9 protein-coding genes and 1 pseudogene are annotated in these 14,560 nt (G+C 64.2%); 4 read left to right on the top strand and 6 right to left on the bottom strand.

Going from position 1 to position 14,560, the window contains the following annotated elements:
- Positions 1 to 1,019, top strand: a pseudogene (locus JQ587_RS30355) (IS3 family transposase); the annotation flags it as partial.
- 295 nt (positions 1,020 to 1,314) lie between these two features.
- Here the strand turns inward: JQ587_RS30355 and JQ587_RS30350 are convergent.
- Entirely contained in the window at positions 1,315 to 5,082 is a 3,768-nt protein-coding gene (locus JQ587_RS30350) for a vitamin B12-dependent ribonucleotide reductase (protein WP_212427789.1), read from the bottom strand.
- Between the two features lie 763 nt (positions 5,083 to 5,845).
- Here JQ587_RS30350 and JQ587_RS30345 point away from each other — a divergent pair.
- A complete protein-coding gene (locus JQ587_RS30345; protein ID WP_212299606.1) occupies positions 5,846 to 6,742 on the top strand; it encodes a DMT family transporter in 897 nt (298 codons plus the stop codon).
- On the opposite strand, the gene JQ587_RS30340 is transcribed toward JQ587_RS30345, so the two are convergent.
- Entirely contained in the window at positions 6,739 to 7,641 is a 903-nt protein-coding gene (locus JQ587_RS30340) for a LysR substrate-binding domain-containing protein (protein WP_212427788.1), read from the bottom strand. The two genes, JQ587_RS30345 and JQ587_RS30340, sit on opposite strands and share 4 nt — an antisense overlap.
- A gap of 204 nt (positions 7,642 to 7,845) precedes the next feature.
- Here JQ587_RS30340 and JQ587_RS30335 point away from each other — a divergent pair, with 204 nt between their 5' ends.
- On the top strand, positions 7,846 to 9,027 hold the full coding sequence (locus JQ587_RS30335) for an MFS transporter (protein WP_212299608.1): 1,182 nt from the start codon (positions 7,846 to 7,848) through the stop codon (positions 9,025 to 9,027).
- A 61-nt stretch (positions 9,028 to 9,088) separates the two neighbouring features.
- Here JQ587_RS30335 and JQ587_RS30330 read toward each other — a convergent pair whose 3' ends face one another.
- The 3 genes from JQ587_RS30330 to JQ587_RS30320 form a co-directional block, all read right to left on the bottom strand.
- Complete coding sequence (locus JQ587_RS30330; RefSeq protein ID WP_212299609.1) at positions 9,089 to 11,347, bottom strand: CHASE3 domain-containing protein; 2,259 nt, start codon at positions 11,345 to 11,347, stop codon at positions 9,089 to 9,091.
- Entirely contained in the window at positions 11,344 to 11,757 is a 414-nt protein-coding gene (locus JQ587_RS30325; RefSeq protein WP_212299610.1) for a response regulator, read from the bottom strand. The genes JQ587_RS30330 and JQ587_RS30325 overlap by 4 nt, the downstream gene beginning before the upstream one ends.
- A gap of 408 nt (positions 11,758 to 12,165) precedes the next feature.
- The gene (locus JQ587_RS30320; RefSeq protein ID WP_212299611.1) at positions 12,166 to 12,792 is read right to left on the bottom strand and encodes a BA14K family protein; all 627 of its coding nucleotides are present in this window, start codon (positions 12,790 to 12,792) and stop codon (positions 12,166 to 12,168) included.
- 246 nt (positions 12,793 to 13,038) lie between these two features.
- On the opposite strand from JQ587_RS30320, the gene JQ587_RS30315 reads away from it, so the two are divergent.
- Positions 13,039 to 13,446, top strand: a complete 408-nt coding sequence (locus tag JQ587_RS30315) for an NADH:ubiquinone oxidoreductase subunit NDUFA12 (RefSeq protein WP_212299612.1) — start codon at positions 13,039 to 13,041, stop codon at positions 13,444 to 13,446.
- Between the two features lie 360 nt (positions 13,447 to 13,806).
- On the opposite strand, the gene JQ587_RS30310 is transcribed toward JQ587_RS30315, so the two are convergent.
- The gene (locus JQ587_RS30310) at positions 13,807 to 14,493 is read right to left on the bottom strand and encodes a DJ-1/PfpI family protein (protein WP_212299613.1); all 687 of its coding nucleotides are present in this window, start codon (positions 14,491 to 14,493) and stop codon (positions 13,807 to 13,809) included.
- Positions 14,494 to 14,560 lie beyond the last annotated feature (67 nt).

Here is a 14,560-nt window from a genome sequence, read left to right as displayed (position 1 = left end):
CAGCCGGCATCGGCGGCGTGGCGCCCCACCACGCAGGCGACGCCGATGTCGGCGGACCAGGCTTCGGAGATCGCCCGTCTGCGCCAGGAGAACGAACGGCTGCGCATGGAGCGCGACATTTTAAAAAAGTCGATCGCGATCTTCGCCGGAACCCGAACATGAGCTTCCGTTTCATCGAAGACCACCGCGACAGCTATCCGGTACGGCTGATGTGTGCCGTGCTCGAGGTCTCGCCGGCCGGCTATTATGCCTGGCGCGATCGCCCGGTGGGCGAACGGACAAAATCCAATGCCGCGCTCCTGGCCGAGATCCAGCAGGTCCATCGCGACAGCAGCGGACGCTACGGCAGTCCTCGCGTTCATGCCGCTCTGCGGACACAGGGACGCGGTGCCAGCCGCGGCCGGATCGAACGGCTAATGCGTCGATATGGCATTCGAGCGATCATGGCGCGACCCCGTCGGGTTCGCACCACTGACAGCCGTCACGACCTGCCGATCGCGCCGAACCTGATCGCGCGCGACTTCACGGCGGATGCCCCGAACCGGGTCTGGCTCGCTGATATCACCTACATCCCGACCGCGGAGGGCTGGCTGTATCTGGCGGCCGTTATGGATCTGTTCAGCCGAAAGATCGTCGGCTGGGCCATGCGGGATCATATGCAAATCGAACTCGCATCTGCGGCGCTGACGATGGCAATCCGCCAGCAACGCCCGCAGGCCGGATTGATCCACCACTCCGATCGCGGCGTGCAATATGCCTCACACGCCTATCGCAACGCTCTCACCGGCGCCGGCATCACCGCATCGATGAGCCGCAAGGCCGATTGCTACGACAATGCCCCGATGGAAAGCTTCTTTCATACCTTGAAGACCGAGCTGGTCCATCATCGCGACTACAACACCCGCGCCGAGGCCCAGCGCGATATCTTCGCCTTCATCGAGGGCTTCTACAACCGAACCAGGCTCCATTCCGCCATCGGATATATCGCCCCGATCGAAATGGAGCTAAAAGCAGCTTAAGCCCGTCCACTTTTTCGGGGGAAGATCAGAGAGATGATCCGACTAAGGGCATGCTGTCTTCGGAGGCCAGCCTTTGACCTAGTGGAGATCCTATCGCGATCCTTGGATGACGGATCATTGAGTTAAAGCGGATAAAGGTCCGGTAGAAACGAAAACCCCGCCGTCGCCGGCGGGGTTTTGTTTGTCTCGGACTAGGGGACCTACTTTGCCCGGATTAGGGACCAACTTATAGGGGACCAACTATGCCCGTCGCTGCAGTCTACTAACAACACAACACGCGCGGCGATCTACCGCCTCACGAACACCCCGTCGTGGAGCCGCAAGTATCGCACTTCATGCACGTGCCATTCCGCACCAGCGTGAAGTTGCCGCACTCGCTGCACATCTCGCCCTCGTAGCCCTTGGCCTTGGCTTCCGCGCGGCGCTCGGCCTTGGAGGGAGCCGCGACAGTTGCAGCGCTGCCGGCCTTGCTCCATTGGAGGGCCTCGAGCTTCTCCGTGGGGGAGAGGTCGTGGCTGGCTTCCTGCTTCAGGGCGACGGCGCCTTCGATGGCATCGCCGGCGCGGGCCGAGGCGCCATGGGAGGCGAGCGCGGTGACCTTGCTGCCGCCGGAGGGGGCGCTGTCGTTGCCTTGGGCGACCGCGGCGCTGCCGCCGCGCATCACGACGAGGTTGTCGGTGCGGGAGCGGGTGAGGCCGCGCGACACCAGCTTGGTCGCGTGGTTGGGCTCGTCCGGCTCCTTGCCTTCCTCGACGCCCTTGCCGAGCGCGTCGAAATTCGACTCGGTCGGATCGACATGGGCGAGATCGAAGCGCGACATGTAGCTGACCGCGAGCTCGCGGAAGACATAGTCGAGGATCGAGGTCGCGTACTTGATGCTGTCGTTGCCCTGCACGGGGCCCGCCGGCTCGAAGCGGGTGAAGGTGAAGGCGTCGACATATTCGTCCAGCGGCACGCCGTACTGGAGGCCCAGCGACACCGCGATGGCGAAGTTGTTGATGAAGGAGCGCAGCGCCGCGCCTTCCTTGTGCATGTCGATGAAGATCTCGCCGAGACGGCCGTCGTCATATTCGCCGGTGCGCAGATAGACCTTGTGGCCGCCGACGACCGCCTTCTGGGTGTAGCCCTTGCGGCGATCCGGCATCTTCTCGCGCTCACGCATCACGATGATGCGCTCGACCAGCTTCTCGACGATCTTCTCCGAGACCTGGGTCGCACGTGCGGCCATCGGCTTCTCGTAGAGCGTCTCGACCGCATCGTCCTCGTCCTCGTCATCGCTGATGAGCTGCGAGTTGAGCGGCTGGCTGAGCTTGGAGCCGTCGCGGTAGAGCGCGTTGGCCTTGAGCGCCAGCTTCCACGACAGCATGTAGGCGGACTTGCAGTCCTCCACCGTGGCGTCGTTCGGCATGTTGATGGTCTTGGAGATCGCACCCGAGATGAAGGGCTGCGCCGCCGCCATCATGCGGATGTGGCTCTCGACCGACAGATAACGCTTGCCGATCTTGCCGCAGGGGTTGGCGCAGTCGAACACCGAATAGTGTTCGGCCTTGAGGTGCGGGGCACCTTCCACCGTCATCGCGCCGCAGATGTGGACGTTGGCCGCCTCGATCTCGCGCTTGGTGAAGCCGACGGCCTGGAGCAGGTCGAAGCCCGGGGCCGCAATGGCTTCGGCGCCGATGCCGAGCTGGTCGCGGATGAAATCCTCGCCAAAGGTCCACTTGTTGAAGGCGAACTTGATGTCGAAGGCGGTCGGCAGCGCCTTTTCGACCTTGGCGATGGCTTCGTCGGTGAAGCCTTTGGCCTTCAGCGTCGAGGCGTTGATGCCGGGCGCGTTGGACAGCGAGCCGTGGCCGACGGCATAGGCCTCGATCTCCGCGATCTCGCTCTCGCGATAGCCGAGCGCGCGGAGCGCTGCGGGCACCGCACGGTTGATGATCTTGAAGTAGCCGCCGCCGGCCAGCTTCTTGAACTTCACCAGCGCGAAGTCCGGCTCGATGCCGGTGGTGTCGCAATCCATCACGAGGCCGATCGTGCCCGTGGGCGCGATGACCGTGGTCTGGGCGTTGCGATAGCCGTGCTTCTCGCCGAGCTCGAGCGCCGCATCCCAGGCCGCCTGCGCACGCGTGACGATGTCGGCTTGCGGGCAGGAGACGAGATCGAGCGGCACCGGGTTGACGCTGAGCGCCTCGTAGCCGCTGGCCTCGCCATGCGCGGCGCGGCGGTGGTTGCGGATGACGCGCAGCATGTGCGCGGCGTTCTTCTTGTAGCCGGGGAAGGTGCCCAGTTCGGCCGCCATCTCCGCCGAGGTCTTGTAGGTGATGCCGGTCATCACCGCGGTCAGCGCGCCGCAGAGCGCACGGCCTTCCTTCGAGTCATAAGAGAGACCCATGGTCATCAGGAGGCCGCCGATATTGGCGTAGCCGAGGCCGAGTGTGCGGAACTCGTAGGAGAGCTCGGCGATCGCGCGCGACGGGAACTGCGCCATCATCACGGAGATTTCGAGCACGATGGTCCAGAGCTGGCAGAGGTGCTCATAGCCGGCGACGTCGAACTGCTTCGTGGTCGTGTTGTAGAAGGTCAGCAGGTTCGCGGAGGCGAGGTTGCACGCCGTGTCGTCCAGGAACATGTATTCCGAGCACGGATTGGACGCGCGGATGTCGCCGGACGCCTTGCAGGTGTGCCAGTCGTTCATGGTGGTGTTGAAGTGCAGGCCCGGGTCGGCCGACGCCCAGGCGGCGTAGCCGATCTTTTCCCAGAGGTCGCGCGCCTTCAGCGTCTTCGTCACCTTCTTGGAGGTGCGGGCGTTCAGGTTCCAGTCGCCATCGGTCTCGACGGCGCGGAGGAAGTCGTCCTTCAGCGAGACCGAGTTGTTGGAGTTCTGGCCGGACACCGTGAGGTAGGCTTCGCTATCCCAGTCGGTGTCGTAGGTGTCGAACTGGATGTCCTTGTAGCCTTGCTTGGCGAACTGGATGACGCGCTTGATGTAATTGTCCGGCACGAGGCTGCGGCGCGCGAGCTTGATCTCGCGGCGGAGCGCCGGGTTCTTCTCGGGGTCGAAGCAGTCGTCGCCCGAGCCTTCGCAGTTCACGCAGGCCTTCAGCACCAGCTTGAGGTGCTTCTGGTTGATCTTCGATCCGGTGACGAGGGCGGCGACCTTCTGCTCCTCCTTCACCTTCCAGTCGATATAGGTCTCGATGTCGGGGTGATCGACGTCGACGACGACCATCTTGGCGGCGCGGCGCGTGGTGCCCCCCGACTTGATCGCGCCGGCGGCGCGGTCGCCGATCTTGAGGAAGCTCATCAGGCCGGACGAGCGGCCGCCGCCGGAGAGCTTCTCGCCTTCGCCGCGCAGGCGCGAGAAGTTGGAGCCGGTGCCGGAGCCGTATTTGAACAAGCGGGCTTCGCGGACCCAGAGGTCCATGATGCCGCCCTCGTTGACGAGGTCGTCACCGACGCCCTGGATGAAGCAGGCGTGCGGCTGCGGATGCTCGTAGGCCGATTTGGACTTGGTCAGCTTGCCGGTGAAGGGGTCGACGTAATAATGGCCCTGGCCGGGGCCGTCGATGCCATAGGCCCAGTGCAGGCCGGTGTTGAACCATTGCGGCGAGTTCGGCGCAACCATCTGCATGGCGAGCATGTAGCGGAGCTCGTCGTAGAACGCCTGGGCGTCCTCGTCCGAGGTGAAGTAGCCGCCCTTCCAGCCCCAATAGGTCCAGCAGCCGGCGAGGCGATCGAATACCTGCTTCGATGAGAGCTCGCTGACATAGCGCTCCTTCTCAGGCAGCGCGGCAAGGGCTTCAGTGTCGGGCACGGAGCGCCACAGGAAGGAGGGGACGGACTCTTCCTCGACCTTCTTCAGGCGGGCGGCCACGCCGGCCTTGCGGAAATACTTCTGGGCCAGCACGTCGGAGGCGACCTGCGACCATTCGGTCGGGACCTCGACGCCGTCCATTTTGAACACGACCGAGCCGTCGGGATTCCTGATCTCCGACGTGGTGAGGCGGAATTCGATTCCCGCGTAAGGTGACTGTCCCGAAGTGGTATGGCGCCGCTCAATCCGCATGGTCTTGCCCCGTCCTATTCTTTGACCGGACCACCTCGGTTCAGGCGTGCCGGTCGACATTTCGTTTCGCGTTGCCACCCAGGCCTATCGGCCCTTGGGCAACGCAGTTCAGCCGGTGGACCCGGCCCTGTTTCTTCCCGACGTGAGTGGTCGATGCGCGCACCGATCATCCGCCGGCACGTCCAGACCCATCCGCCCCAAGGGATGAGCCCGACATGCGTTCAAACGCCCCACCGTCACAACGTCTACCGATGCCATCCGAGCCTGTTGCCGGCCCGTTCTGGCGCCCGAAAAATCCGCTTCTCGCGGGCAGACAAGCCCTCATCCCGCGGCCTTTGGCTGGCTTGGCGGAGTGGAGATTTGCGAGACCCTTTGGGGGAGTGTCGGCGGGACGCAAACTCACTCGCGCCGAACGGACCGAAAGCTAGGACTCTCCGTTGCGCCCGTCAAGAACTAGTGCGGGTTCCTGAATCAAATACTAAATATGGTGGATTGCGGGGGATAACAGGGGGCAAGCCCGCGCCTGTTGTTGAGCCAAGTATCAGTGAGTCCTCAGGGATTCCCAACCGAAAAAATTTGCATCCCGTGATGATCCGGAGCCTTCATCCCGCTGTTCACAGGGCAGGTATATTTTTGGGCAATGGGATTGCGTCAGCCAGACTCACGTAATGGTACGGAAGGTGAGGGCAGGCATGCCCGCCGAGGTGGTGGTGGAGTACGCGAATCCGCGCCAAGCTGAGCGCGATTTTGCCGGATACCCCACATGCTTGATTCGACCAGGCCGGTGCAGCGACCGCGCATCGCCCCGGCCGGCCTGATGTTCCTCGCCATCACCTCGATCGGCTGGGGCTTCAATTGGCCGGTCACGAAATTCCTGCTCGGCGAGCTGCCGCCGCTCACCTTGCGCGGCGTGACCGGCGTGCTCGGCGCCGTGCTGCTGGCGGCGCTCGCGCTGGTCCGCGGCGACAGCCTGAGGGTCGACCCGGCGATCTGGCCGCGGCTGATGACGGCCGCCATGCTCAACGTCACCGGCTGGATGGTGCTGATGGGGCTGGCGCTGCTCTGGCTGCCGGCCAGCGAGGCGGCGCTGATCGCCTACACCATGCCGGTCTGGGCCTCGCTGATCGCCTGGCCCGTGCTCGGCGAGCGGCCGACGCTCCTGCGTACCATCGCGCTGCTGATGGCCTTTGCGGGCCTCGCCTCGATCATGGGCGGCAACGGCATTGCCGCGAGCGCGGAGAAGCTGCCCGGCATCATCATGGCGCTGTGCGGCGCGATCGGCTTTGCCGTCGGCACCGTGTTCTCCAAGAAGTACCCGATCCACCTGCCGCCGATCGCCGCCGCGGCGTGGCAGATCGGGATCGGCTGCCTGCCGATCTCGGTCGTCGGCCTGCTGATCGAGACCTCGCATCTGGACAAGGTGACGCCGGTCGGCTGGTGGCTGCTGATCTATTCGACCGTGGTGCAGTTCTGCATCGCCTATGTCAGCTGGTTTGCGGCGCTTGCCCGCTTACCAGCCTCGGTCGCCGCGATCGGCACCATGGCCGTGCCCGTGATCGGCGTTGTGGCCTCCGCGGTCGCCCTGCACGAGCCGCTGGGGCCGGGCCAGATCGCGTCGCTGATCTTCACGCTTGCGGCGGTGGTGCTGGCGACGCGCTAACCACGCTCGCGCGCCGCCTCCAGCTTCAGCCATTTGCTCACGCGCGCCACGTTCTTGCGTAGCGCGTGCGCTGCTGGAAACACGACATAGTACCCCAGCGTCTCGGAAAACTTGGCCTCGAACAGCTCGACGAGATGGCCGCGGGAAATGGCGGAGGCTGCGAGCGATGCGCGCGCCATCGCAATCCCTTGTTCATTGATGGCGGCCTCGACGATCACGCCGCTGTCGTCGTAGAGGATCGCGTTCCTCACATCGATATCGCCGCCGACAAAGCGGGCGTAGCGGGTCCAATAGCGGTGAACGCGATCCTCGATGATCGGGTGGTCCCCGATCTCGGCGAGGCCCCGCGGCTGTCGCCGCCCCTGCAGGATGCGCGGGCTGCAGACCGCGACGATGCGGTCCTTCATCAAGAGCTCGGCCTGCAGGCCTGGCCATTCTCCGTTGCCATGACGGATCGCCATGTCGACATTCTCGGCTTCGAAGTCGACGTAGTGCCGGGTGACGTTGAGCGACAGCTGGACGCTTCGCACCTCGCGATGAAACTTCGACAGCCGCTTGACGAGCCAGAGATGCACGAATGACGGCGATGCGCTCAGGCAGATCTGCTCGATCCTCTTCGTCCCCGGCGCAGCCTTGGCCAGTGCGGTCGCGATATCGATGCGCTCGAGGGCCTTGCTGACGACCCCAAAATACGCCTTGCCGACATCGGTCAGTTCGATCGTCGTCGTGCTGCGCCTGAACAAGGCGGCCCCGATGAAGGTTTCCAGATTGCGGATCTGTTGACTGACTGCGCTCTGCGTCAGGTGAAGCTCTTCGGCCGCGGAAGTGAAGCTTCCCTTCCGCGCGGCCGCTTCAAAATACCGAAGAGCGTTGAGAGGCGGGAGGTTCTGAAAGCTCATACCTTAGAATTTCTAATGTACATTAGAAATTGTCAATTGCTCCGATGCACTTAGTTTCACAAGAGTAAGCGCGGGGCTCTACCCTTATGCGGCAAACTTCTGTTTCGGCTGGTTGAGGTTTCAGACAGTGGTGTCCGATCTGGCGACCTGGGCTGCGATCTACGCCACCGGAATTCGGATGCTCGGGAGGGCGGTGCGATGAGAGTGGAGCCGTTCGGGCTTGCCTTCATCGTCTTCCGATTCTCGCGGAACAGCTATTTCCACGTGGCGTTCAGCGTCCTCTACTTCCAGAGCCTCGGGTTCTCGCTGGCCACGGCCCTCTCGCTGGAGAGCTTCTACTACGTGGCCAAGGCAGGACTTGAGGTTCCCAGCGGCGTATTCGCAGACCGTATCGGGAGGAAGATGACCCTGGTCCTCGGTTCGTTGATCGCTGCTTCCTGCTATCTCGGCCTCGGCCTGTGCGATCAATATTGGCAGATGATGTTGTTCGAGGCCGGTCTCGGTCTTTCGATGTCGATGGCGTCGGGCACCGACTCCGCGCTCGTCTACGATGAATACAGGGCGATCGGAAAGATCAGGGAATATGAACGTGTCGAGTCGGCGGGCTGGGGCATGCGCAATATCGCGCGCGGGCTGGCTTCGGCATTCGGATCGGTATTCGCGGCGTGGTACACGATGGGCAGTACGTTCATCCTGACATCCATCGCGATCTTCATTTCCGCGCCCGTCGCGGCTATTTTTCTCAGGGAAGGAAACCGCAAGAGCACCACATTGAAGGGCGTGGTTTTGTCGGCGGTATCCCTTGTTCAGAGGAATGGCGAATATCGGCGGGTTTTGCTTCAGTTCGCGATCATCACGATCGGCGTCAAAGCGGGCTTTTGGGCGTTCCAGCCGTTTTCAGATCTGCACCACATTCCCTTGCAATGGATCGGGGCGTGCTTCACGGCACTTCTGTTCGTGTCGCTGGTCGCGTCGTTCTTCGTCGAGCGCATCTGCGGCCTGTTCGGCTTGCTGCATACGCAGACCGCCCTGATCGTGGCCGCATTCGTGATCATGAGCCTGTCGTTTGCGTCCACCGGAGTTGCCGGCATCGTTATCGTCTCGATCGGGCTAGCGCTGCACGCCGTCGCTCAAGGCATTTCCGATCCGATCATGCGGATCCTGATCAACCGCTATGCCGAGTCCGAGAGCCGCGCGACGGCGATGTCGGTCGCGTCGATGGCGGGAGACGGGGCATTCTCGCTCGTCGCGCCGCTGTTCGGGTACCTCATCGACAAGCACGGGGGAGCGGCAGGCAGCTTGGCAATCGTGCTCGTCAGCTTATCCGCGCTCTATCCCGATCTGATCGGACGTCAGAAGATGCAGAGGAAGGCGTTGAGCTCGTAGCGACCCGTCTCGGTCGGCGTCAACCATCTCGCGCTGTCGGAAGCCGCGGCTCGGCGAAGCGTCAGGCCGGGATCGTCCCGCCGCCGTTCAGCGCCTTGCGGATCATCTCCGCGAGCTGGTTGCGGCGGTACGGCTTGGTCAGCAGCAGGACGCCGTCGTCGAGCTTGCCGTGGTGGACGATGGCGTTGTCGGTGTAGCCCGAGGTGTAGAGCACCTTGAGGCCGGGCCGGCGCTTGGCGATCTCTTCGGCGAGCTCGCGGCCGCTCATGCCGCCGGGGATGACGATATCGGTGAACAGCAGGTCGAAGGCCTGGCCGGCCTCGATCAATTGCAGCGCGGCCTTGCTGTCGCCGGCCGCGACCGTCTTGTAGCCGAGGCTCTGCAGCTGTGCCGTGACGAAGTTGCGTACCAGATTGTCGTCCTCGACGACAAAGATGGTTTCGGCGCCGCCTTCGGCCTGCGGTGCGATCGCGGCGGCCGCTTCCGCCGCGCCCTGACCCGGCGGCAAATAGAGCTTGATCGTGGTGCCGTGGCCTTCCTCGCTGTAGATCTTGATGTGGCCGCCGGACTGCTTGACGAAGCCGTAGACCATGGAGAGGCCGAGACCTGAGCCTTTACCGACCTCCTTGGTGGTGAAGAACGGCTCGAACGCCTTTTCCTGGACGCTCTGTGCCATGCCGGCACCGGTGTCGCTGACCGCGAGCATCACGTAAGGGCCGGGCCGTACTTCGGCGTTGGCTTGTGCATAGGCTTCGTCGAGCACGACCCGGTGGGTCTCGAGCAGGAGCTTGCCGCCGTTCGGCATGGCGTCGCGGGCGTTGATCGCCATGTTGAGGACGGCATTGGTCAGTCGGGACGGATCGATATGCGAGGTCATCGGTCCCTGTTCCAGAACCGTCTCGATCTGGATCTGCTCGCCGAGGGTGGGGCGCAGCAGCTTTGCGATGTCGGTGATGGCGGCGTTGATCTCGACGTCGTGCGGCTGCAGCGGCTGCTTGCGCGCGAATGCCAGCAGATGCTGGATCAGCTCGGCGCAGCGCTCGGCGGCATCGTCGATCAGGCGCGCCGTGCGCTGCAGTTCGGGCTGCTCCTTCAGGCTCGCCACCAACGTCTCGGTATTGCCCGATATCACGGTCAGCATGTTGTTGAAGTCGTGGGCGACGCCGCCGGTCAGCTTGCCGATGGCGTCGAGCTTCTGCGACTGCTGCAACTGCCGCTCGGTTTCGCGCGACGAGGTCGCGTCGTGATACACCAGCACGGCGCCGGAGATATTGCCTTGCCCGTCGCGCATTGGCCGGCCGCTGACCATCAGATGGCGCACGTTGTTGCCGCTGTGCGGGCGGACGATCATCTCCAGTTCTTCGAACTCGTCGCCGCCCAGCACGCGCACGGACGGCAGCTCGTCGGATTTGAGCGGCGTAACGCCGTCGCCGTGGAAGACGTCGGACAGTGCCCGCAGATTGCGCAGGTTCATGCCGGCGCGGTGCAACAGCACGCGCTCGGCGGCCGGGTTGGACAGCAGGACATTGCCCTCGCTGTCGATCACCAGCACCGCTTCCGCCATGCTGCGGAACGTGCTCTGGAGCACGTTGACCGACAGGCGCAGCTCGTCATGGGCGGCGACGAGATGTTCGGTGCGGTCGGCAACGGCGGCTTCGAGGGCTTCGTTGGCGGCCTGGGTCTCGTGCAGCGAACTCTTGAGCGCGACCTGGGCGCGCTGGCTTTCGCGCATCAACATCAGGACGAGCAGCAGGATCACCAGGGCGCCGATCACGTCGATCCCGAGCAGCACGATGCCGGTCCGGCGGGAGTCCGACGTGCGCGCGGTCAGCAGCCGCTGCTCCTCCGCGGCCAGGCGGTCGAGATTGACCATCACCGTATCCATGAGGCCGCGCCCTTCGGCCTTGCCCTGGAGCGCGGTGATGCCGGCCGGATCGTTGTCGGTGCGCAGCCGCATCGCCTCGGCGGCGATCTCGATCCGGCGCAGCGCCAGCGGTTCGGTGCCCTCCAGAAGCGCGACCTGGTCGGGATTGTCGCGGACGGCCCGTTTGAGGTCTGCCAGCGCGGGCGCAAGCTCGCCGCGCGCCGCCCGGAAGTCGTCGCCGAAGGTCGGGCTCCGATAGAGTTCGAAGCCGCGTGCCGCGCTCTCGGCCCGGCGCATCAGAACGCGCAGATCCGAGATCTTCCTCAGCACCTCGACCGTATGATTGACCCACGTCGTATCCGACCGCGACTTGACGTCGAGGCCGATCGAGGCGGCGGTGATGATCAGGAGGATTGCAAGTCCAGCACCGAGAATGACGCGCTGCGTTGGAATCAAGGTGCCTCTTTCTGGTCCTTCGGCGTCGCGCTCCCGCCGAGGCATTCCCGGATCGTCGCCAGCAGCGTCTCGGGCGTGAACGGCTTGCGCAGGCAGCGCGTCGCACCGAGTTCCAGCGCCATGCGGAGGAAGTCCGGAGAGGGCGAGGCGGACGAGGCGAAGGCGTAGCCCGACATGGCGATCAGTGGAATCGCCGGTGCACGCTCGTGAAAGATGCGGATGGATTCGAAACCGCGCATGTGCGGCATGAAGATATCGACCAGCATCACATCAAACGTCTGCGCTTCCAGCGCAGCAAGCCCCGTTTCGCCGCCATCAGTCAACGTGACGTCGAAGCCCTGACGCAGAAGGAGGACTTCGATGGTCGCGCCGACCATCGGATCGTCGTCTACCACGAGAATACGCGGCATGACCTTTCCCAGTAGATCGAAGTCCCCACGATACCTGCTGATATAGGCGAATCGTGCGCCGGGTCAATTTTGGATTGGGGCACGACGGATATGCACGGCGCGATGCATAGCGGCCCTGCGACTTCTGAGCATCGGTTGTCGCTGCGGGACGCGGGCAAGAGAATTTCCCCCAGTTTTCAATTACAGGTTGAGGTAAATCCGCGCGACCTGCGAAAGCTGTTCGCGGAAAGATACGCAAGACCTGAAAGACAACACTTGCAAGACACGAGCGAAGGCGATCGCAGGGTCCGTGCGTTCGTTCGCGCAGTTTGCTCATCGGCACCTGCAACACCGACAACACAAGGCGGCCAAACGAAAAGGGCGGTGCCGAAGCCGGCGCCGCCCTCGTCTGATGGACCTCAGGCCGCGTTACGGGCAGGGATGGCGCAGCCCGTCATAGCCGAGATACGTGCCGGACGCCGGGTCGTAGGACCGGTAGCGCTGAGCGCAATAGGCCGACGAATCGCCGCCAATGTCGGGCACCGCGGCGACGGTCGCACCGTCGTCATAATAGCCATCGTCGTAGTAGGAATCGCCGTAATACGGGCCGCCGTAATAGGCATAAGAGCCGAGGCCGCCGATCGCCGCGCCCGCCGCGAAGCCGGGCCAGAAGCCGCCGTGACGGTGGTGCCAGCCACCGTGCCAGTTGCCGCCGCCGCCATTCCAGGTGCCGCCGGTTGCGGCGAAGGTGCGGGTGCCGCCGCTGAATGTCGCACCGCTGCCCGGGCGCACGGCCGGGCCGGCCGCGAAATTGCCACCGCCGCCGCTAAAGGCCGGTCCAGCGCTCGGGCGCGCCATCGCGCCGGCAGCAAAACCGCCGCCGCCCACGTGGCCGCCACCGCCACCACCGATGTGAGCGCCGCCACCGCCGCCTGCGAAGTGGGCTCCACCGCCACCGCCGCCGTGCCCGCCAGGGCCTTGGGCAAAGCTCGGGGTCGCCATCGGAAGAACCAGTGCCAGCGCTGCGGCCGCACTCAAAACTCTGAGGTTGTTCATGTTCAAACTCCTTTCCCGGAAGCAAATCCCTCGAAAGGGCTGCAGTTCCCGGGATCACGCCGGTTTGCGCATGAGGGACAGCTTTCCTCAGCCACGCTGTACCGGGCATGAATGGATCGCGTCCGATTTGCGGCGGCCTGAGCTCATTCTGTCTCCGCGTCTGGGCTGGGCATGGCCGCGCTGGCCGAACTGGACATTTGGCCGTCCGGATGGCATCAGGACCGCACGAAGCAGGGCCCTTGCCGCATGAAACAATTCTTCCTGAAGCTCTTCACCTGGTGGAATGGCCAGACCTTTGGCACCCAACTCTGGACCTCCAGGTACGGGGAACTGGTCGGACAGGACGGGCAGGGCAACAGCTATTACCGCACGGCCGGCGGCAAGATCGACCCGACGCTCGGCTTCGAGCGGCGCTGGGTGATCTACAACGGCTATGCGGAAGCCAGCCGCATCCCGCCGGAGTGGCATGGCTGGATCCATCACGTCGTCGACACGCCGCCGACCGAACTCAACTACCAGCCGCGCGAGTGGGAAAAGCCGCACCAGCCGAATCTCACCGGCACGGCGAAGGCCTACCGTCCGTCCGGCTCGACGCTCGCCAGCGGCAAGCGGCCGAAGGCGACCGGCGACTACCAGCCCTGGACGCCTGGCTAGGCCCAAAATCGAGCCCAAGGGCAGGCCTAAGAGTCCTTTCCCTCTCTGGATTGGATGCACGCGCATCCGCATGACGTCGCTGTGGACAACGGGAACAGCGGGGACGCTTTCAGCGCGCCTGTTGCGCCTGCACGGGCGATGCGGCTCAATGAACCCATCTTACGGAGATGGGAAACCATCGCGTTCGGTTCGGGCAACAGTTCGCGACTGTCCCGAGATGCAGCGGCCGCCGAGGAAGGACTCGATCGGGAGATAGGCCCCCGGTCTGGAAGCTCCGACATCGCCCGATGAGAATGTGCGCCGCCGTGAGACAGGAAAGGCCGCTTGGGAAACCGAGCGGCCTTTTTCTGTTGGGGCGGGTCACATCAGCCGCGCCGACGCACGCGCCACCGCTTCGAGGCGACGGGCCTGTCTCGGCGCGCCACGCTCCCTGAGCAAGGCGAGCACGTCCGCGGACGCTGTGTCGGGCGAGCCCGAATTGAACGGCGGCGCCGGATTGTATTCGAGCTGCAGCTGGATCGCTTCCGCCGTCGTGCGGTCGCGCAGGATCGAAACCAGCGTCAGCGCGAAATCGATCCCTGCGGTGACGCCGCCGCCGGTGACGCGGTTGCGGTCGATGCAGACGCGCGTCTTCGTTGGCGTTGCCCCGAACTGACTGAGCATCTCCATCGCACTCCAATGGGTCGCAGCGCGATAGCCCTTCAGCAGGCCCGCGGCGCCCAGCGCCAGCGATCCCGTGCAAACCGATGTCACGTATTTGGCGCCCTCGGCCTGCCGGCGCAGGAAATCGAGCACCTCCTCGTCGTTGAGCAGGTCGTCGGTGCCGCCGCCCCCGGGCACGCAGATCACGTCGAGCTGCGGGCAGTCGGCAAACGTCGTGGTCGGCGTCAGCGTGAGAACGGAATCGCTCGGCACCGGCTCGATGCGCTTCCAGATCAGATGCAGTTTCGCGCCGGGGACGTTGGCAAACACCTGCAACGGACCGGTGAAGTCGAGCTGGGTGACGCGCGGAAACACCAGAAGTCCGATCTGGAGCGGTGCCGACATGAGAACCTCCGATGAAAAGCTTGACGGGCGCAAATTGGCATGATGCCCTCCTGTCCAAAATGGCGTA

It is taken from the genome of Bradyrhizobium manausense, from assembly GCF_018130615.1.
Taxonomy (GTDB): domain Bacteria; phylum Pseudomonadota; class Alphaproteobacteria; order Rhizobiales; family Xanthobacteraceae; genus Bradyrhizobium; species Bradyrhizobium manausense_A.
The sequence above is the reverse complement of the archived record's forward strand: the minus strand, read 5'-3'. Positions and strand labels throughout refer to the sequence as shown.